The sequence below is a fragment of the Methylobacterium terricola genome, assembly GCF_006151805.1.
Lineage (GTDB): Bacteria > Pseudomonadota > Alphaproteobacteria > Rhizobiales > Beijerinckiaceae > Methylobacterium > Methylobacterium terricola.
On the sequence record NZ_VDDA01000004.1, the window covers coordinates 471,275 to 490,625 of the forward strand.

Annotated in this window: 18 protein-coding genes; 11 read left to right on the plus strand and 7 right to left on the minus strand. The window is 72.1% G+C overall.

Going from position 1 to position 19,351, the window contains the following annotated elements; all coding sequences use genetic code 11:
- The first annotated feature begins 89 nt into the window (after positions 1-89).
- Positions 90-992, plus strand: coding sequence for a GGDEF domain-containing response regulator (locus FF100_RS12685; protein WP_139036035.1), 903 nt, complete (start codon positions 90-92; stop codon positions 990-992).
- Between the two features lie 6 nt (positions 993-998).
- Here FF100_RS12685 and FF100_RS12690 read toward each other — a convergent pair whose 3' ends face one another.
- A complete protein-coding gene (locus FF100_RS12690) occupies positions 999-1,778 on the minus strand; it encodes a helix-turn-helix transcriptional regulator (RefSeq protein ID WP_171070150.1) in 780 nt (259 codons plus the stop codon).
- Between the two features lie 178 nt (positions 1,779-1,956).
- Between FF100_RS12690 and FF100_RS12695 the strand changes: the two genes are divergently transcribed.
- The 3 genes from FF100_RS12695 (at position 1,957) to FF100_RS12705 (ending at position 4,499) form a co-directional block, all read left to right on the plus strand.
- Positions 1,957-3,045, plus strand: a complete 1,089-nt coding sequence (locus FF100_RS12695) for a quinone oxidoreductase family protein (RefSeq protein ID WP_139036037.1) — start codon at positions 1,957-1,959, stop codon at positions 3,043-3,045.
- Between the two features lie 56 nt (positions 3,046-3,101).
- Complete coding sequence (locus FF100_RS12700) at positions 3,102-3,569, plus strand: GNAT family N-acetyltransferase (RefSeq protein ID WP_139036038.1); 468 nt, start codon at positions 3,102-3,104, stop codon at positions 3,567-3,569.
- A gap of 267 nt (positions 3,570-3,836) precedes the next feature.
- Complete coding sequence (locus tag FF100_RS12705) at positions 3,837-4,499, plus strand: response regulator transcription factor (RefSeq protein ID WP_139036039.1); 663 nt, start codon at positions 3,837-3,839, stop codon at positions 4,497-4,499.
- Between the two features lie 57 nt (positions 4,500-4,556).
- Here FF100_RS12705 and FF100_RS12710 read toward each other — a convergent pair whose 3' ends face one another.
- Positions 4,557-5,855, minus strand: a complete 1,299-nt coding sequence (locus FF100_RS12710; RefSeq protein ID WP_139036040.1) for a DNA topoisomerase IB — start codon at positions 5,853-5,855, stop codon at positions 4,557-4,559.
- 139 nt (positions 5,856-5,994) lie between these two features.
- On the opposite strand from FF100_RS12710, the gene FF100_RS12715 reads away from it, so the two are divergent.
- From FF100_RS12715 to FF100_RS12725, 3 genes are all read left to right on the plus strand, one after another.
- Positions 5,995-7,146, plus strand: a complete 1,152-nt coding sequence (locus FF100_RS12715; RefSeq protein ID WP_139036041.1) for a glycosyltransferase family 4 protein — start codon at positions 5,995-5,997, stop codon at positions 7,144-7,146.
- Positions 7,146-7,793, plus strand: a complete 648-nt coding sequence (locus tag FF100_RS12720) for a class I SAM-dependent methyltransferase (protein WP_139036042.1) — start codon at positions 7,146-7,148, stop codon at positions 7,791-7,793. The genes FF100_RS12715 and FF100_RS12720 overlap by 1 nt, the downstream gene beginning before the upstream one ends.
- A gap of 295 nt (positions 7,794-8,088) precedes the next feature.
- On the plus strand, positions 8,089-8,880 hold the full coding sequence (locus tag FF100_RS12725) for a GGDEF domain-containing protein (RefSeq protein ID WP_171070140.1): 792 nt from the start codon (positions 8,089-8,091) through the stop codon (positions 8,878-8,880).
- Positions 8,881-8,893: 13 nt separating this feature from the next.
- Here FF100_RS12725 and FF100_RS12730 read toward each other — a convergent pair whose 3' ends face one another.
- The 5 genes from FF100_RS12730 to FF100_RS12750 all read right to left on the minus strand — a co-directional run bounded on the left by FF100_RS12730 (position 8,894) and on the right by FF100_RS12750 (position 13,690).
- Positions 8,894-9,736 carry an ABC transporter permease gene (locus FF100_RS12730; RefSeq protein ID WP_139036044.1) on the minus strand — a complete coding sequence of 281 codons (843 nt, stop codon included), beginning with the start codon at positions 9,734-9,736 and terminating at the stop codon, positions 8,894-8,896.
- Positions 9,733-10,656, minus strand: coding sequence for an ABC transporter permease (locus tag FF100_RS12735; protein WP_425463304.1), 924 nt, complete (start codon positions 10,654-10,656; stop codon positions 9,733-9,735). Before FF100_RS12735 ends, FF100_RS12730 begins: the two co-directional genes overlap by 4 nt.
- Positions 10,653-11,735, minus strand: a complete 1,083-nt coding sequence (locus FF100_RS12740) for an ABC transporter ATP-binding protein (protein WP_139036045.1) — start codon at positions 11,733-11,735, stop codon at positions 10,653-10,655. Before FF100_RS12740 ends, FF100_RS12735 begins: the two co-directional genes overlap by 4 nt.
- A gap of 51 nt (positions 11,736-11,786) precedes the next feature.
- The gene (locus FF100_RS12745) at positions 11,787-12,962 is read right to left on the minus strand and encodes an ABC transporter substrate-binding protein (protein ID WP_139036046.1); all 1,176 of its coding nucleotides are present in this window, start codon (positions 12,960-12,962) and stop codon (positions 11,787-11,789) included.
- Positions 12,963-13,177: 215 nt separating this feature from the next.
- Positions 13,178-13,690 carry an Lrp/AsnC family transcriptional regulator gene (locus FF100_RS12750; protein ID WP_246102048.1) on the minus strand — a complete coding sequence of 171 codons (513 nt, stop codon included), beginning with the start codon at positions 13,688-13,690 and terminating at the stop codon, positions 13,178-13,180.
- 455 nt (positions 13,691-14,145) lie between these two features.
- Here FF100_RS12750 and FF100_RS12755 point away from each other — a divergent pair, with 455 nt between their 5' ends.
- The 4 genes from FF100_RS12755 to lpdA are packed head-to-tail and all read left to right on the plus strand — an operon-like array spanning position 14,146 to position 19,207.
- Positions 14,146-15,393, plus strand: a complete 1,248-nt coding sequence (locus FF100_RS12755) for a 3-methyl-2-oxobutanoate dehydrogenase (2-methylpropanoyl-transferring) subunit alpha (RefSeq protein WP_139036048.1) — start codon at positions 14,146-14,148, stop codon at positions 15,391-15,393.
- A gap of 1 nt (position 15,394) precedes the next feature.
- Positions 15,395-16,408, plus strand: a complete 1,014-nt coding sequence (locus FF100_RS12760; RefSeq protein WP_139036049.1) for an alpha-ketoacid dehydrogenase subunit beta — start codon at positions 15,395-15,397, stop codon at positions 16,406-16,408.
- A gap of 3 nt (positions 16,409-16,411) precedes the next feature.
- Positions 16,412-17,809 carry a dihydrolipoamide acetyltransferase family protein gene (locus tag FF100_RS12765; protein WP_139036050.1) on the plus strand — a complete coding sequence of 466 codons (1,398 nt, stop codon included), beginning with the start codon at positions 16,412-16,414 and terminating at the stop codon, positions 17,807-17,809.
- Positions 17,810-17,812: 3 nt separating this feature from the next.
- Positions 17,813-19,207 carry a dihydrolipoyl dehydrogenase gene (lpdA, locus tag FF100_RS12770; RefSeq protein ID WP_139036051.1) on the plus strand — a complete coding sequence of 465 codons (1,395 nt, stop codon included), beginning with the start codon at positions 17,813-17,815 and terminating at the stop codon, positions 19,205-19,207.
- The last annotated feature ends 144 nt before the right edge of the window (positions 19,208-19,351 follow it).

The following is a 19,351-nucleotide window of genomic DNA, read 5'->3' on the forward strand; positions in this document are numbered from 1 at the left end:
ATTGCGCGCACCACCTTGAGGGGGCGTTAAACCTTCGGGCGCAACCTTTTCGCGGGAAGCGGGGGCCCGTCCTCCTGCCTGGGGGCGTCATGCACATCGTCGTCGTCGATCCGAGCCGGGTGGTGCTCAAGGTCATCAGCGGGCTCCTGACGCCCCGCGGCCATACCGTGGACGCGTTCACGGATTCGCGCGAGGCACTCGATTTCGTCACCGGCAACGCGTCGGTCACGGCGCTGATCACCAGCCTCGAGGTGCGGCCGTTGAGCGGCCTCGAACTGTGCTGGTCGGCCCGCCTGCTCGCGGACGCGCACCGGCCGCTCTACATCATCACCATGTCGTCGGCCCGCAACGCCCGCAACCTGGCGGAGGCGCTGGACAGCGGCTCGGACGACTTCATCGACAAGCCGCCGGGCCCGGAAGAGCTTTACGCCCGCCTGCGCGCCGCCGAACGGATGACCGGGATGCAGCGCGAGCTGATCCGGCTGGCCGAGACCGACGCGCTCACCGGGCTCCTCAACCGCCGCGCCTTCCTGCAGCGGGTCGGCGAATCGGCCGACCGGGCCGGTGCCCATGGCCGGCTGTCGATGGTCGTCGCCGATATCGACCACTTCAAGTCCATCAACGACCAGCACGGGCACGAGGTCGGCGATACGGCGATCCGGGGCGTCGCCCAGGAGATGCTGTCGGAGGCCGGCGGCATCGCCGGGCGCCTCGGCGGCGAGGAATTCGCCGTGGCGCTCCCCGGGCGCAGCCTGGAGGAGGCGGAGGCCGCCGCTGGGCGCCTGCGGCTGCGCTGCACGCAGCTGCGCTTCAAGGGCCAGCGCGGCCCGGTCCAGCTCACCGCGAGCTTCGGCGTCAGCACCTGGTCGGAGGGCGAGACCACCGGCGGCCTGCTCAAGCGCGCCGACATCGCCCTCTACGAGGCCAAGTCGACGGGCCGCAACCGCGTCGTCTCGGCGGCCACCGACCTGATCCTGGCGCGGGCGGGGTGAACCGCCCTACGGCTCGCCCGGCCCGTAGATCGCCAGCCTGAGCGCGGGGTCGCCCGTCGCCTGGAAGGTCGCGTAGTCGTAGGCGAGCCGGCCGTGCCGGGGGTGATGCAGCACCTTGCGGCCGGCGCCCCCGCCGCGCACCTCATGGGCGTCCCACCATTCCGCGAAGGACCGGCAGCCCGCCGTCAGGCGGCCGAGGAGATCGGTGAAGGCCGGATCCGCCGCCGCGAGGTCGTGGACGGCGCGGAACTGCGCCACCATGCGCTGTGCCTCCTCCGCCCAGCCCGGCCCGAACAGCCCCCTCGCCCGCGGATCGGTGAGGACGAAGAGCAGGATGTTGCGCTCTTCCTCCGGAAGGTCGTCGAAGCCGAAGAGGTCGGCGGCGGCCGCGTTCCAGGCCAGCAGGTCCCAGCGCCGCCCCGTGACGTAGGCCGGCTGCGGCAGCGCGCCGAGGAGGCGCCGGATCGTCGGCGGCACCTCCTCGCGGACGAAGGCGCGCGGCCGGCCGCGGCCCGCCAGGGCGCGCAGATGGGCGTGCTCGGCCTCGGTCAGGCACAGGGCTCGGGCCAGGGCGTCGACGGTGGTGGCCGAGGGGCTCACGTCGCGCCCCTGCTCCAGGCGCACGTACCAGTCGATGCCGATGCCGGCCCGCTCGGCGACCTCCTCCCGGCGCAGGCCCGGCGTGCGGCGGCGGCGCCCGGACGCCGGCGCAAGGGCGGCAGGGTCGAGCTGCGCACGGCGGGAGCGCAGGAAGTCGCCGAGGGCCTTCTGCCGGGGATCGCTCACACGGGTCTCGCGCAGCAGGAGGGTCGGCCACGGGGCGGGCCAGGCGATGGCCAGGAGAACGGGCAGGTGGGTAGGCCTGCCCCATCCCAGGATCATACCAGTCCTTCCCGCCTCCCGCACGACCGTCATCCTGCTCCCGTCGCGACCCTGCTCCCGTCGCGACGAGGAGACGCGTGAGATGAAAGCTGCCGTGCTCAAGGCGTTCGGGTCGCCGCTCGTCGTCGAGGAGGTGCCGGACCCGGTGATCGGAACCGGCGAGGTCATCGTCGACGTCGCGGCCGCCCCGGTCCTGGCCTACGCCGACGAGGTCTTCTCCGGCGCCCGCCGCTACCTCCTGCCACCGCCCGTCATCCCCGGTTGCGGAGCGATCGGGCGGGTGCGCACGGTCGGACCGGACGCGACGGTGCTGCAGGCCGGCGACTGGGTGTTCTGCGACCCGACCGTGCGCTCCCGCGACGACGCGCGCATGCCCGACATCGTGCTCCAGGGCTGGAGCGCGCGGGGCGACGGCGGGCAGAGGCTCCAGCAGTACCACCGCCACGGGGGCTTCGCCGAGCAGCTGCGGGTGCCGACCGAGAACGCGATCCGGATCGGCCCGATCACCGAGGCGGAGGCCGGGCCCTGGTGTGCGCTCACCACCCTGCTCGTGCCCTATGGCGGCCTCCTCGCCGCGGATCTCCGGGCCGGCGAGACGCTGCTGGTGAGCGGCGCGACCGGCCATTTCGGCAGCGCCGCCGTCGCGGTCGGCCTCGCCATGGGGGCGGCCTGCATCGTCGCCCCGGGCCGCAACCGGGCCGTGCTCGCCGATCTCGTCCGCCGCTTCGGCGACCGGATCCGCCCGGTGACCTTGACCGGCGACGAGGAGACCGACCGCGCCCGCATGAGGGCAGCCGCGCCCGGCCCGATCGACTGCGTGCTCGACACCCTGCCGCCCTCGGTCGGATCCCCGGTCGTGCGCGCCGCCGTGATGAGCGTGCGGCCCGGCGGACAGGTGGTGCTCATGGGCGGCGTCGGCATGCTCGGCGGCGACGACCTCGCGCTGCCCTATCCCTGGATCATGCGCAACGACGTCACGGTGCGGGGGAAATGGATGTACCCGCCGGACGCGGTGGCTCGCCTGGCCGGCCTCATCCGCGCCGGGCTGCTGCGCCTGGAGGATTACGCGGTCGCGGAATTCCCCCTCGCGGCGGCGAACGAGGCGGTCGCGCATGCCGCCGGCCATGGCGGGCCGTTCCGCCTGACGGTGCTGCGCCCCGGGCCGGCATGACGGCGGCCGTCCCGCCACCTCTTCCGGGCGGCCTTCCCACCGGCTAACCTCCCGCCATGGCCAAGGCGGCGAACATCGGGGTGGAGACGTCCCTCCAGGACGACGTGACCGGGCTGCTGGCCGAGGCGGCGGCGGTCGCGGCGCGGCTCTATCCGGGGGAGCCGCGCCGGCCGATCACGCCCGGCAGCCTGGCCGCGCCGGGCATCCATGTCCTCGTGGCGCGCGGCGACGGCGCGGCGCTCGGCCTCTGCGCTATCATCGAGCGCGGCGACGGCGAGGTCGAGCTGAAGCGCCTGATCGTCACGGCCGATGCGCGGGGCCGCGGCGTCGGGTCCGCCCTGGTGCGGGGCGCCGAGGCGCTGGCGCGCCGGCTCGGCGCCCGGGCGATCGTGCTGGAGGTCGGCATCGAGAACCGGGCGGCGCAGGCGCTCTATCGCCGGGCAGGCTTCACGCCGCGCGGGCCGTTCCCACCCTACCGCGACCTGCCGGTCAGCCTGTTCCTGGAACGCCCCGTCCCGGCTTGACCCAATGCGGGAAAATACCGAGGGCCACGTTCCAAACTGGCCCGCGCCGACGGGCCCGATCTTAACGGCCCCGCGCCTCCGCGAGCCCCGTGACCGCGACATCCCGCCGCGGAGTCGGTCTACCTAGGCACTCCTCCCCTCGGGGGCGCCGCCGACCGGTCGCCGATCCCGTCCGGATCGGCGCAAGTCCGGCCAAGTGGAACAGGGCTTGATCAGTCTCCTCCGTAGGCAAGGCGCCTGTATCGCGCTGGGACGGAGGCAAACGGCATGAGTGACGCCGTCAAGGTTCTGATCATCAACGAGCCGGCAGATCTCGGCGCCGCCTTTCGGGCGACGCTGGAGCACGCCCCGGCCCTGCGGACCGTGGGCGAGGAGGAGCTGGACGAGTCAGGCACGCCGTGCGTGGTCCTGGCCTTCGCGCCGGAATTCGGCCCGGCGGATCTCGCCGCCCTGCGCGAGCGGGCGCCGGAGGCGCGCATCCTGGTGGCGTTCCAGGCCGCCGAGGCGGCGGAGCTCGGCCGCTTCGCCGGCGCCGGGGCCGATGCCTTCGTGGCCCGCTGCGCCCCGCCCCAGGACATCTGCGCGACGATCCTGGCGCTCGCCCGCGGCCTGCCCCTGAACGAGGGCGACGCGGAGGCCGTGGCCCCCGAGGCGGTGGCGGCCGAGAGCCTGGGCCTCACCCCGCGCGAGGCCGAGGTGCTGCGCTTCCTCAGCGCCGGCTTCAGCAACAAGGAGGTGGCCCGCCGCCTCACGGTCAGCGTCCGCACCGTCGAGACCCACCGGCTCAACCTGCGGCGCAAGACCAAGACCGGCCGGCTCAAGGATCTGGTGCAGCTCGCCCGGCAGATCGGGCTCGCCCCGGTGCTCGAGGGCGAGGCCCGGCCGCTGCGGCGGGCCAACCACGAGGCGCACCGCGCCGTCCCTCATTGAGGGGCGGCGCGGGATCGGGCGGTCCGCCATGGACCGCCAAGTTGATTTATTTGGACATCAGGCGGCCTTGCGGGCCGCCGCCTTGCCCGTCCGGGACCCCTTGCCAGTTCGGGCGCTGCCCTTGATCGAGCGGCCCGTCGCCGAACTCTGCTTGGCAGGACTCTGCTTGGCAGAACTTTCCTTGGCAGAACTCTCCTTGGCCCGCCCCTCCTTGGTCGCCGCCGTCTTGCTGCGCGCCCGCCGCGGCGCCGCCTTCGCCTCCTGCTCGATCCGGGCGAGTCGGCCCTGGAGCAGGCCGAGCACCGCCGTCTCCTCCGGACGCAGGCGGGCGATGTTCTCGCGGAGCGCCGCCTGCACCTCCTCCTTGACCTGGATGAGCAGCTCGCCCTCGAGGTAGCAGCCCAGGATCTCCGGGTGGACGTAACACTTGCGGCAGATCGTCGGCGTGTTGCCGAGCCGCTCGGCCACCCGCTCGATGGCCGCGCGCACGTTGCGCTTGGCCACCGCCTGGGTGTCGAAGGTCTCGAACTCGCGCAGCGCCATCGCGGCCAGCACCGTGCCGGACCACGTGCGGAAATCCTTGGCGGTGATGTCGCGCCCGGTGATCTCGCGCAGATACGCGTTCACGTCGGCCGAGGTCACGTCGCGCTGCACCCCGTCCTCGTCGAGATACTGGAACAGCTCCTGGCCGGGCAGGTCCTGGCAGGCCTTGACGATCTTGGCCACCCGGCGGTCGTGGACCGCGAGCTCCCAGACCTTGTTGCTCTTGCCCTTGAAGCGGAACCTCAGCTCCTTGCCGTCGATCCGGACATGCGGGTCGCGCAGGGTGGTGAGGCCGTAGCTCTTGTTCTGCTTGGCGTAGTCGTCGTTGCCGACCCGGATCAGGGTGGTCTCGAGCAGGTGCACCACCGTCGCCAGCACCTTCTCGCGCGGCAGGCCGCGCCGGCCCATATGCGCCTCGACCGTCGCGCGGAGGCCGGGCAGCACCTCGGCGAAGCTCATCATGTGGGCGAACTTGGTGCTCTCCCGGGCCTGGCGGAACTCGGGATGATAGCGGTACTGCTTGCGGCCTCGCGCGTCGCGGCCGGTCGCCTGGATGTGGCCGTTGGCGTGGCGGCAGATCCACACGTCGGTATAGGCCGGCGGGATCGCCAGCGCCTTGATCCGCGCGAGGGTTCCCTCGTCCCGGATCCTGGCGCCGGTCGCGTCGACATAGGTGAAGCCGCGGCCGTTGCGCTTGCGGCGGATGCCCGCCTCCTCGTCGCTGACGTAGCGCAGACCCGCCTCGCGGGCGGCGTCGCGGGTGTCGACGCGATCCTCGGCGGCCGATTCCGCCATCTCGGGATCCGACAGCATGGGCTTCCCACCTCACCGGGTTCAGGTCGTGATCAACCGGCGCCCGGCCGCGCCGGTTCCTACCGGCGCGGGGTATGAGGGCGTATCCCCGCGCCGCGGCGCGGGTTAGGGAGGGCGGGACGGAGCGGGAGGGGACCGGGTGGAGCCACAGGACGCGGCGGAAGCGGGTGAGCGGGCGCACGTCGCCTTCGTGGTCACCGAGGACTGGTTCTTCGCCTCGCACTTCCTGCCGATGGCCCGCGCCGCCGTGGCGGCCGGCCACCGGGTCTCGGTCGTCACCCGGGTGCGGGCCCACCGGGACGTCATCGCGGCGACCGGCGCCCGGGTGGTGGAGCTGGAGGCCGAGCGATCGAGCCTGAACCCGATGGCGGCGGGCTACGCCGCCGGCCAGCTCGCGGCGATCCTGAAGGCGCTGAAGGCCGACATCGTCCACTGCATCGCGTTGCGCGGCATCCTGGTCGGCGGCGCGGCGGCGACGCTCGCCGGCATCCCGTCGCGGGTCTACGCGCTGACCGGCCTCGGGCTGATCGGCGCCCGCCAGGACCGGACCGGGCGCCTCGCCCGCGCCGCCCTGCGCCTCTTGATCCGCGGACCGCTGGAGACGGCGCGCACCCGTTACCTGTTCGAGAACCCGGACGATGCGCGGCTGCTCGGGCTCGACCCGGACGGCCCGCGCGTCACGGTGGTCGGCGGCGCCGGCATCGACCCGGAGGTGTGGGCGCCCGCGCCGCTGCCGCCCCACCCTCCCCTCAGGATCGCGCTGACCGCCCGGATGCTGTGGTCGAAGGGGATCGATACCGCGGTCGAGGCAGCGCGCCGCGCGCGGGCCGGGGGCGCGGATCTGGAACTGGCGCTCTACGGCGCACCCGATCCCTCGAACCGCCGCGCGATCCCGGAGGCCACCCTGCGGGACTGGTCGCGGGACGGAATCACCTGGCACGGAGCCACCGGCGACGTCGCCGGGGCGCTGGCCCGAGCCCACGTCGCCTGCCTGCCCTCGCGCGGCGGCGAGGGATTGCCGCGCGCGCTGCTCGAGGCCGCGGCAAGCGGCCGGGCTGTTCTGACGACGGACGTGCCGGGCTGCCGGACCCTGGTGCGGGACGGGATCGAGGGATTGATCGTCCCGCCGGACGATCCCGGGGCGCTCGCCGCCGCCATGTCGCGCCTCGCCGCCGATCCGGCCCTGGTCGACCGGATGGGCGCGGCGGCGCGGGCCCGCATCGTCACGGGCGGCTTCACCGAGGCGGCGGTGACGGACCGCGTGCTCCGGCTCTACGCGGAGCTCGCCTGATGGATCCGGCCGCCTTCATCCGCGCCCACACCGCCCTGCGCCCGGTGCCGCACGCCCCGGCGATCCGCCTGCACGTCGCCGACGAGGCGACGGAATTGTGGGGCCGCACCGAGGAGGAGCTCGGCGAGATCGGCCTGCCGCCGCCCTTCTGGGCCTTCGCCTGGGCCGGTGGCCAGGCCCTGGCGGCCTACGTGATGGAGCATCCGGAGACGGTGGCCGGCGCCCGGGTGCTCGACTTCGCCTCCGGCTCGGGCCTCGTCGCCATCGCGGCGGCGATGGCCGGCGCGGCCGTGATCGAGGCGAGCGACCTCGACCCCTTCGCGCTGGCGGCGATCGGCCTCAATGCGGCGGAGAACGGCGTCGCGGACCGGATCACCGCGACGGGCGCCGACCTGATCGGCCGCGACGAGGGCTGGGATTGCGTGCTCGCCGCCGACATCTTCTACGAGCGCGACCTCGCCGCGAAGGTCGGCGACTGGCTGGCGGGACTCCACGCCCGAGGCGCGCGGGTGCTGCTGGGCGATCCCGGCCGGGCCTACCTGCCGAAGGACCGGCTGGAGTCCCTTGCCACCTACGCGGTGCCGGTGACCCGGGCGCTGGAGGATTCGGAGATCAAGCGGACGGGGGTGTGGCGGTTCAAGGGATGAGGGGCCGGGCGCGCGCTCCGGCCCCGGATGCCTGCGCAAGGCCGGCGGCGGGATTTCGCGCCCCCGGAAGTCATAGGTATATTTTCTGCAATTTAGCGCTCAACCGTGCGACATGAGACGCCTTATGGTTGTGCCTTCGATCTTCTCGGAGGTAGGCTCACGTCAGCCGGGTCTCGTCGGAGACTCTCCATCTTGCATCCAAGACGATCGGGATAATTTATCATTCCGTTAGGGGAATTTTCGCCATGTCGGCGCATCGTCGCCGTCGTCGCGAAAGGTCGGTGTGATGGATGCCGTGCAGGCATACGCAGTGAGTCTCTACGCGCTGTCCCTCGGCTGCGCCGTCTTCGCGACCTGCCAGACCGCCGCCATGACCCGGCTGGTGCAGGCGCCCTCCCTCCGGCTGTTCTGGTACCTCGTCACGGCGGTGAGCGGCGCCGTCGAGATCCTGCACGCGGCCTTTACGGTACGGCTCGCCCTCCTCACCTCTCCGCCCACGGACATCGCGGTCTCCGCCACGATCATGCTGGGGGCCGGCGGCATCTTCGCCGGCATGGCGCGGTTCATGCGGGCCTCGATCCTCGACGTGCAGCAGGCGGCCACGCTGAAGCAGCTGGCCTACCGTGACCCGCTGACCGAGATCGGCAACCGCCGCGCCTTCGACACCAGCATGGCCGAGGGCGAGACGAGCGGGCGGCCGACGACGGTCATCCTGTTCGACGTCGATCACTTCAAGACCTACAACGATACGCACGGCCACGAGGTCGGCGATCTGGTGCTGAAGCACCTCGCCCGCGTCATCGCCGGGACCGCTCCGGGCTATTCCCTGTACCGGGTCGGCGGCGAGGAATTCGCCATCGTGGCGCCGATCCGCCAGGACGAGGCGGCCATGCTGGCCAACCTGTGCCGTGCGTCGATCGAGCTCGTCCCGCTCCTCCACATGGACCAGCCGATCCACATCACGGCGAGCGCCGGCGTGGCGCAGTTCCGGGACGGCGACACCGTCTCGACGGTGATGCGCCGGGCCGACCAGGCGCTCTACGCCGCCAAGCGTGCCGGCCGGAACCGGGTGGTCGAGGCGGCCTGACCCACCCCGCCCTTCAATGCGCCGCCGGCTGCTTCGCCCGCGCCACGATCTGCGTCGGGTTGACGACGCGGAGCGCGATCACCAGCCAGACCAGCGTCAGCGCCATGTAGACCACCGCCATCGCGTCGATCGACTGCCCGGCCCGGACGCCGGCGGCGAAGACCGCGTAGTAGAGCGCCACCACCAGGGTCTGGCTCGTCGGCCCGGCGACCAGGAAGGTGAGTTCGAACATCGCGATGGTGCGCACCAGCACCAGCAGCAAAGCCGCCAGGATGCCGGGGAGCAGCAGCGGCAGCAGCACCCGCAGGAAGAGCTGGCGCGTCCCGGCGCCGAACACCCGGGCCGCCGCCTCGATCCGCGGGTCGATCTGCTCGATGAACGGGATCATCACCAGCACCACGAAGGGCACGCTCGGCACGAGGTTGGCCAGCACCACGCCCCACAGCGTGCCGGCGAGCCCCGCCTGGTAGAGTACCGTGGCGAGCGGGATGCCGTAGGTGATCGGCGGCACCAGGAGCGGCAGCAGGAAGACCAGCATCACCAGCCGCTTGCCCGGAAAGTCGCGCCGCGCGAGCGCGTAGGCCGCCGTGACGCCGAGGAGCCCGGACAGGACCACCACGAGGAACACGACCTGGAGCGTCACCACCAGCACCTCGCCGAGCTGGAACTCGTCCCAGGCCGACCCGTACCAGCGGGTGGTGAAGCCGAGCGGCAGCCAGGTGCCGAGCCAGCGCGTGGCGAAGGAGTTGAGCACCACCGCGGCGATCATCGCCAGGAGGTTGAGGCAGAACAGCAGCGTGACGGCCCAGACCGCCATCCGCCACAGGCGCGAGCCGAGGCCGGTGTCGCGGATCATCCCTTGGTGCCTCCGACCGGGCCGGTATAGAGGAGCGTGCGCGCCCAGAGCAGGGCCGCCACGATGGCGAGCTGCACCGCGCCCATGATCATCGCGATCGCCGAGGCGAGCGAGTAGTCGTATTCCTCGAACGCCGCCTGATAGGCCGCGATCGAGATCACCCGCGTCGCGCCGGCCGGGGCGCCGAGCAGCACCGCCGAGGGAAAGACCGAGAAGGCCTGGACGAAGGACAGGCAGAAGGTGACGGCGAGCCCCGGCAGGATCAGCGGCAGGATCACCCGGGTGAAGCGCTGCCAGGCATTGGCGCCGTGGGTCGCTGCCGCCTGCTCCAGGGCCGGATCGATGCCGGTGACCGCGGACAGGGTCAGCAGGAAGGCGAACGGGAAGCCGGTGATGAGCAGCGAGGCGAACACGCCCCAGTAATTGTTGGTGAGCTTGAGCGGGCCGGCGATCACGCCGAGCCAGACCAGCGAGCGGTTGAACCAGCCCTGCGGCCCGAGGAAATTCAGCAGGCCCTCCGCCACCAGCACCGTGCCGAGCGTGATCGGCAGGACCAGGATGGTGGTCAGCAGCCGCTGGCGCCGCATCAGCCGGACCCGCAGCGCGATCGGCACCGCCAGCGCGAGGTTGAGCACGGTCACCGGCAGCGCGAGGCGCAGGGTAGCGCCGATCGTGTCGGAGAGGAACGGATCGGAGAAGAAGCGGGCATAGTTCGCCCACCATGCCCCGGCCTTCGGCTGCAGCGACAGCACTAGGCCGTAGGCGAAGGGATAGACGAACAGCCCGAGGATCGCGAGGAGCGCCGGCAGGACCAGCAGCGTGGTGCCGTCGAGGCCGCGGGCGGCGAGGCGCACCGAGAGCGGCGGCCGCTCGGTCCGGGACGGGACCGGCGCTGCCGTGGGGAGCGAGGCCGAGGTCACGCGGCCTCCCCGGGGAAGACCAGCACCCGCGGCGAGGCGGCGGCGAGGCGCACCGCTTCGTCCTGTGCGACGGCCCGGTCGGAGCGGAAGAACAATTCGGTCCCGTCCGCCGCCAGGGCGGTGCCGAAGAAGGCCCGGCCGCGATACTCGACGCTCGAGACCCGGGCCGGCACGCCGTCGGCAGCGGGGATCAGGTCCTCCGGGCGGATCGAGGCGACGGCGGGGGCGCCGGGTGCCAAGGATTCGCGCAAGGTCCCGGCGAGGCGGGTACCGCAGACCTCGACCTCGGCCCGCTCGCCGCTGACCGCGACCGTCCGGCCGCGCAGGCGATTGCGGAACCCCATGAAGTCGGCGACGTCCGGATGGGCGGGGCGCTCGTAGAGATCCTCCGGCGTGCCGACCTGGCGGATGCGCCCGTCGCGCATCACGACGATCCGGTCGGCCATCGACAGGGCCTCGTCCTGGTCGTGGGTGACGTAGATCGTGGTCGAGCCGATCGCGTCGTGGATGCGGCGGATCTCGGCCCGCATCTCGAGGCGCAGCTTGGCGTCGAGATTCGACAGAGGCTCGTCCATCAGCACCACCGGCGGCTCGATCACGATGGCCCGGGCGATGGCGACGCGCTGCTGCTGGCCGCCGGACATCTGGCCCGGGAGCTTCGCGGCTTGCGATTGCAGCCGCACCAGCGCCAGCGCGTCGTCGACCCGGCGCGCGGCCTCCGCGCCCTTGATGCCCCGCATGGCGAGGCCGAAGCCGACATTCTTCGCCACGTTCATGTGCGGAAACAGGGCGTAGCTCTGGAACACCATCCCGAAGCCGCGCTCCTCGGGCTTCAGCCGGTCGATGCGGCGCTCGCCGAGATGGATCGACCCGCCGGTGAGGGGCAGGAGCCCGGCGATGCAGTTGAGCGCCGTCGACTTGCCGCAGCCCGACGGCCCGAGGAGGGCGATGAACTCACCCCCCCTGATCGTCAGGTCGAGCCCGTCGAGGGCCGTCATCGCGCCGAACCGGCGGCTCAGGCCGCTCAGGCGCAGATCCTGCGGCGCCAGATTCTGCGGCACATCGTGCTGGCGTCCCATCGCTGTCCTCCCCTGCCGCGTCGCGCCTCTTCCCGGGCACTCGTCGCAGTGTTAGCGCTTCTTGCCGGAACCGACCTGCTCGTCCCAGCGGCGGAAGGCCACCACCAGCTTGTCGGGGTCGAGGGGCATCTCGATCGGGGTCTCGGCGATCATCCGGTCGTATTCGGGCCGGCCGAACTCCTTGAGCGCCGCGCGGCTCTCCGGCGGGGCCATGTCGAGGGTCACGCCCTTCACCGCCGGGCCGGGATAGAAGTAGCCCTCGTCGTAGGTATAGGCCTGCTGCGCCGGCTGGAGCAGGAACGCCATCAGGTCGAGGATGACCGCCAGCTTCTCGTCCGGCACGCCCTTCGGCACCGCCATGTAATGGGCGTCGGCCACCCAGCGGAAGTTCTGCAGCGCCCCGACCTTGGCCTCCGCCGGCACGACGCCGAGCACCCGGGGATTGATGTCCCAGCCGGTGGTCGAGACCACGATGTCGCGGCTGCCCTCGCCGAGCTCCTTCATCGTCTGCGAGGTGCCGCCCGGATAGTAATCGACCGTCTCGCCGATCGCCGTCAGGTACTCCCAGGTCTTGTCCCAGCCCTTGGCCGGGTCGGTCGGGTCCTTGTCGCCGAGGATGTAGGGCAGGCCCATGATCCAGGTGCGGCCAGGCCCCGAATTCGCCGGGCGGGCATACATGAACTTGCCCTTGTTCTGGCGCGCCCAGGCCAGCAGCTCGTCGGCGGTTTTCGGCACCGTCTTCACCCGTTCGGGCATGTACTCGATCAGCGGGCCGGACGGGTACCAGGCGACGCACAGGCCCTGGTCCTGGGCGAGGGCGTTCAGGCGCAGAGCGGCGGGCTGGTAGATGTCGGCGGGCTTCGGCAGCTGGCCGGCATGGGATTTCAGGTCGACCCACAGCTTCTGCTCGATGCCGGCGGCGATGCCGTCGGTGCCGGTGAGCACGAGGTCGATATCGACCCGGCCGGCGGCCTGCTGCGCCTTGAGCTTCGAGGGCAGCTCCGGCGCCGGGGCCTTGGTGAAGGCAAAGCGCGAGACGATGCCCGGCCGCGCCCGGCGATAGGCCTCGATCGCCTTCTGGGTCAGGGCGAGGTTGCCGGCCACGTCGACCACGGTGACGACGACGGGGGATTTGGGCAGGGCGAGCTGCGCGAAGGCCCGGCCCGGGAGGGCCAGCCCCGCCCCGGCGGCCAGCCCGGCGACCGCGCTGCGGCGTGTGATCGTCATGTTTCCCCCGTTCCGGCCGCGCGCGGCCCCAGCGTCGGGCTCTGGCGGCCCGTGTCGTGCGCGGCATTGGTGCACTAATATTTTAGCGCGTCAAGCCTGCGATGACTTGAACGAGCAGGGCTGGGGATTGTCCGCTGCAATGAAGCCGGCCTCGTCGCAGAATTCGAGATACAAACCGGAAATCTTGAAGCGATGTCCCGCGCTGACGCTTCGGTCTACGGCCCGTGCCGGCCAATCGCCACCGGATCCACGGAGACCTCCTGCTTGAGGGTGCGGAGCGCGAAGACCGAGCGCGACTGGCGGATGCCGCGGATCCGGTAGAGCTTTTCGCGCAGGAACCGCTCGTAATGCGCGGTGCCGCTGACCGCGACCTTGATCATGTAATCGTACTCGCCGCTCACCAGATGCGCCTCCAGCACCTCCGGGATGCGCAGGATCTCGGCGCCGAAGGCCTCCAGCACCGCATCGTCGTGCTTGTCGAGCGTCACCTCGACGAAGACCACGTCCGGGATGCCGAGCGCCCGGTGGTCGAGCACGGCGACGTAGTCGCGGATCAGCCCCGCCTCCTCCAGGCGCCGCAGCCGCGTCCAGCACGGCGATTGCGACAGGCCGACCCGCTCGGCCAGGCTCGCGATGGTCAGTCGCCCGTCGGCCCGCAGGGCGCCGAGAATCCTCCGGTCGATCTCGTCGAGCCGGTGCGGCTCCGCCCCCCGCTGGGGGGCCTGCACCCGCGCAGAACGCCTGTTCGGTGTATCGCCGTTCGATGCCATCGCGCGTTCTCCGAAAGCCTTCCTTACGCGCGAAAATCGGCGAGGACCATCCGGCCGGACCGGGCTACAGTCGGGTCGAACCAAGCGTCGCGGGAGGACGCGCATGGCTCTCGGCCAGGGGCATCCAGAGCATTGCCCGACGAAGCGGATACCGGTTCGTCGAAGACGATGCGGCACCGTCGAAGGTCGTGCTGCGCGATTGCAGCACCACGGTACACGACACGGGAGGTTGCGCGGCGCGGGAGTACGACCGACGCGCACGAGCTCTCCCCCGCAGAGGGGGAAGGGTTCCCGGCGGCCGACGCTCCCCCGCACAGCCTCCTGTGATGTCGAGGCGCGGGTCGGCGCGTCTCCTGCCTGATCGGCCAGTCATCCTTTCCGTCCGCGCTCCCTCTCCCGCAAGGGCCTCAACCATGCCTCCAGACCCCGTGAGCCCTCCCCCTCCCTTGAGCCTGCACGTCCCCGAGCCGGCCGTCCGCCCCGGCGGCAATCCAAGCTTCTCCGATCTCGACATCCCGGAGGCCGGCGCCGTCCGCCGGCCCGAGGTCGATGTCGCGGCGGCCGAGATCCGCGACCTCGCCTACACGCTGATCCGGGTGCTCGACGCCGACGGCAAGGCGGTCGGCCCCTGGGCCGGCTCGCTCACCGACGACGAGCTGCTCGCCGGGCTTCGCGACATGATGAAGCTGCGCGCCTTCGATGCCCGCATGCTGATGGCCCAGCGCCAGGGCAAGACCTCGTTCTACATGCAGCATCTCGGTGAGGAGGCGGTGAGCACCGCCTTCCGCCGGGCGCTCGAACCCGGCGACATGAACTTCCCGACCTACCGGCAGGCGGGGCTGCTCATCGCCGGCGGCTACCCGCTCGTCGACATGATGTGCCAGATCTACTCGAACGAGGCCGATCCGCTGCACGGCCGGCAATTGCCGGTGATGTACTCGGCGAAGGACCACGGTTTCTTCTCGATCTCCGGCAATCTCGCGACCCAGTACGTCCAGGCGGTCGGCTGGGCGATGGCCTCGGCGATCAAGAACGACACCAAGATCGCCGCCGCCTGGATCGGCGACGGCTCGACCGCCGAGTCGGACTTCCACGCCGCCCTCGTCTTCGCCTCGACCTACCGGGCGCCGGTGGTGCTCAACGTCGTCAACAATCAGTGGGCGATCTCGACCTTCCAGGGCTTCGCCCGCGGCGGCTCCTCGACCTTCGCGGCGCGCGGCCACGGCTTCGGGATCCCGGCTCTGCGCGTCGACGGCAACGACTACCTCGCCGTCCACGCGGTGGCGAAATGGGCGGTGGAGCGGGCCCGGCGCAACCTCGGGCCGACCATCGTCGAATACGTCACGTACCGCGCCGGCGCGCACTCGACCTCCGACGACCCCTCCGCCTACCGGCCGAAAACCGAGTTCGACGCCTGGCCCCTCGGCGATCCGGTGCGGCGGCTGAAGGATCACCTGATCGCCCGCGGCGCCTGGTCGGAAGAGCGCCACCGCCAGGGCGAGGCCGAGATCCTCGACGAGGTGGTGGCGGCCCAGCGCGAGGCCGAGACCCACGGCACGCTGCATGCCGGCGGCAAGCCTTCGCCGCGCGACATGTTCGAGGGAGTCTTCGCCGAGATGCCCCCCCACCTGCGCCGCCAGCGCCAGCAGGCGGGGTACTGAGATGCCGCGCCGCACGATGATCGAGGCCATCCGCGACGCGATGGCCGTTTCGATGGAACGCGACGACAACGTGGTCGTGTTCGGGGAGGATGTCGGCTATTTCGGCGGCGTCTTCCGCTGCACTCAGGGGCTCCAGGCCCGCTTCGGCAAGAGCCGCTGCTTCGACGCGCCGATCAGCGAGCTCGGCATCGTCGGCGCCGCCGTCGGCATGGCGGCCTACGGGCTCAAGCCCTGCGTCGAGATCCAGTTCGCCGACTACATGTACCCGGCCTACGACCAGATCGTGTCCGAGGCCGCGCGCCTGCGCTACCGCTCCGGCGGCCAGTTCACCGCCCCGATGGTGGTGCGGATGCCGACGGGAGGCGGCATCTTCGGCGGCCAGACCCACAGCCAGAGCCCCGAGGCGCTGTTCACCCACGTCGCCGGCCTCAAGACCGTGGTGCCGTCGAACCCCTACGACGCCAAGGGCCTCTTGATCGCCGCGATCGAGGATCCCGACCCGGTGATCTTCCTCGAGCCCAAGCGCCTCTATAACGGCCCGTTCGACGGCCACCACGACCGGCCGGTGACCCCGTGGGCCCGCCACGACCTCGGCGAGGTGCCGGACGGGCACTACACCGTGCCGCTCGGCAAGGCGGCGATCCGGCGCGAGGGCTCGGCCGTCACGGTGCTCGCCTACGGCACCATCGTGCACGTGGCCGAGGCCGCCGCCGCGGAGACCGGGATCGACGCGGAGGTCATCGACCTGCGCACGCTGCTTCCCCTCGACATGGAGACGATCGAGGCCTCGGTGCGCAAGACCGGGCGCTGCGTCATCGCGCATGAGGCGACCCTGACCTCGGGCTTCGGCGCCGAGCTGGCGGCGCTGGTGCAGGAATCCTGCTTCTACCACCTGGAGGCGCCGATCGTCCGGGTCGCGGGCTGGGACACGCCCTACCCGCACGCCCAGGAATGGGCCTACTTCCCGGGCCCCGAGCGCGTCGGCCGGGCCCTTCGCGCCGCGCTGGAGGGCTGATCCATGGGCTTTCGCATCGTCAAGCTCCCGGATATCGGCGAGGGCGTGGCCGAGGCCGAGGTCTCGGCCTGGCACGTCAAGGTCGGCGACGTGGTCCGCGAGGACCAGCCGCTCGCCGACGTGATGACCGACAAGGCGACCGTCGAGATCCCCTCGCCGGTGAGCGGCACGGTCGCGGCGCTCGGCGCCGAGGCCGGCCAGATGCTGGCGGTCGGGGCCGAGCTGGTGCGGCTCGAGGTCGAAGGCGGCGAGACCGCACCCCAGGCCGCGGCGACGCCCGAGGCTGGGGTCGCGGTGACCCCCGAGGTCGCGCAGGCGCAGGACCAGGCCGCCGGGACGCCCGCCGCCGCCCTGGTCCCGGCCGCGGACGGCCTGGAGCCGGCGCCGCCCGCATCCAAGCCCGCCGCGGCGCCCAAACCGCCGGAGCCGCCGAAGCCCGCGCCGGCCAAGCCCGCGCCAGCCGCCGCCCCTCCCCCGCGCCCCGCCGCGGCGGCCCCATCGTCCGGCCCGCCACGTCCCGCCAGCGAGAAGCCGGTCGCCTCTCCCGCCGTGCGCCGCCGGGCGCTCGACGCCGGCATCGACCTGCGCCAGGTCCGCGGCACCGGACCCGCCGGCCGCATCGGCCATGACGACCTCGACGCCTTCCTGAGCGCCCCGCCCGAGGAGGCGGCTCCCGCTCCCGCCGGCCGCGCCCCGCGCACGGGCGTGGAGGAGATCAAGGTCATCGGCCTGCGCCGGCGCATCGCCCAGCGCATGGCCGACGCCAAGCGCCGCGTCGCCCACTTCTCCTACGTCGAGGAGGTGGACGTGACGGCGGTGGAGGAGCTGCGCGCCGCCCTCAACCAGCGCCACGGCGCCAGTCGCCCCAAGCTGACCCTGATCCCGTTCCTGGTCCAGGCCCTGGTGCGTAGCCTCCCGGACTTCCCGCAGATGAACGCCCATTACGACGACGAGGCGGAGGTGATCCATCGCCATGCCGGCATCCATGTCGGCATTGCGACCCAGACCCCGTCGGGCCTGATGGTGCCGGTGCTCCGCCACGCCGAGACCCGGGACGTCTGGAACGCGGCGGCCGAGGTGCGGCGCCTGGCCGACGCCGCCCGCAATGGCCTCGCCGCCCGCGACGAGCTGTCGGGCTCGACCATCACCCTCACGTCGCTCGGCGCCCTCGGCGGCATCGTGACGACGCCGGTGATCAACCGGCCGGAAGTGGCGATCATCGGGGTCAACAAGCAGGTGATGCGCCCGGTCTGGCGCGACGGCGCCTTCGTGCCGCGCCTGACGATGAACCTCTCGGCGTCCTTCGACCACCGGGTGGTCGACGGCTACGACGCGGCCCTGTTCGTGCAGGCGCTGAAGGGCCTGCTCGAGACGCCCGCGACCCTGTTCATGGAGGCCTGATCGTTGAGCGAGATCACCACCAAGCTCCTGGTGCTCGGCGGCGGCCCGGGCGGCTACGTCGCGGCGATCCGGGCCGGCCAGCACGGCATCGACACCGTGCTGGTCGAGGAGAACCGGTTGGGCGGCACCTGCCTCAATGTCGGCTGCATCCCCTCGAAGGCGATGATCCACGCGGCCGAGGCCTATCACGCGGCCGTGCTGCAGGCCGGGGATGCCTCGCCCTTCGGCCTCTCGTCCGGGCCGCCGCAGCTCGACTTCGCCCGCACGCTCGCCTGGAAGGACGGCATCGTCGGGCGGCTCAACACCGGGGTGGCGTCGCTCCTCAAGCGCGGCGGGGTCAAGATCCTGCGCGGGCGCGGGCGGATGGTCGACGGCAAGACCTGCCTCGTCGAGACCGATACCGGCCCCGAGCGGGTGCGGGCCGAGCACGTGATCCTCGCCACCGGCTCGGTCCCGGCAGCGCTCCCCCACCTCCCGTTCGGCGGGCGGGTGATCTCCTCGACCGAGGCCCTGTCGCTGCCAAAGGTCCCGGCCACGATGGCGGTGGTGGGGGCGGGCTATATCGGGCTCGAACTCGGCACCGCCTTCGCCAAGCTCGGCGCCACGGTGACGGTGGTCGAGATGGCGGAGCGGATCCTGCCGGCCTACGACGCCGAGCTGACCCGCCCCGTGGCGCGCCGCTTGAGCGGCCTCGGGATCGAGGTGCTGCTCGGCGCCAAGGCCACCGGCCTGTCGGCCGCCGGCGATGCGCTCGACGTCGAGATCGGCGGCGAAGCCCGGACGATCCCGGCGGAGGTGATCCTGGTCGCGGTCGGCCGCAAGGCACGCACGCACGATTTCGGGCTCGACCGGCTCGACCTCGACATGAGCGGGCCGTTCATCCGCATCGACGAGCGCTGCGCCACCTCGATGCGCAACGTCTGGGCGGTCGGCGACGTCACCGGAGAGCCGATGCTGGCCCACCGCGCCATGGCGCAGGGCGAGATGGTGGCCGACCTCGTGGCGGGCCGCCGCCGCGCCTTCCACAAGGTGGCGGTCCCGGCGGTCTGCTTCACCGATCCGGAGGTGGTCTCGGCCGGGCTCTCGCCGGACGAGGCGAGGGCCGCGGGCCACGAGATCCGCACCGGCCTGTTTCCCTTCGCCGCCAATGGCCGCGCCATGACGCTCGGCGCCGAGGACGGCTTCGTGCGGGTGACGGCGCGGGCCGACAACCACCTGCTGCTCGGCATCCAGGCGGTGGGCGACGGGGTCTCGGAGCTGGCGGCGGGGTTCGGCCTCGCCCTTGAGATGGGCGCGCGGCTGGAGGACGTCGCCGGCACGATCCACGCCCATCCGACCCTCGGCGAAGCGTTTCACGAGGCGAACCTGCGGGCGCTCGGCGAGGCGCTGCACATCTGACGCGGCCGGCGGCCGGCGCCTGCCCGGAGGGGCAGGGCTTCCCCCTATCGCGCGCAGGCGAAGGCCGGATTCTGCCGGAAAGGTGGCCAGATTCCGCTTCGCTTCGCCTCCTCGTAATATCCATCGCATCCTGCAGCATAGCGC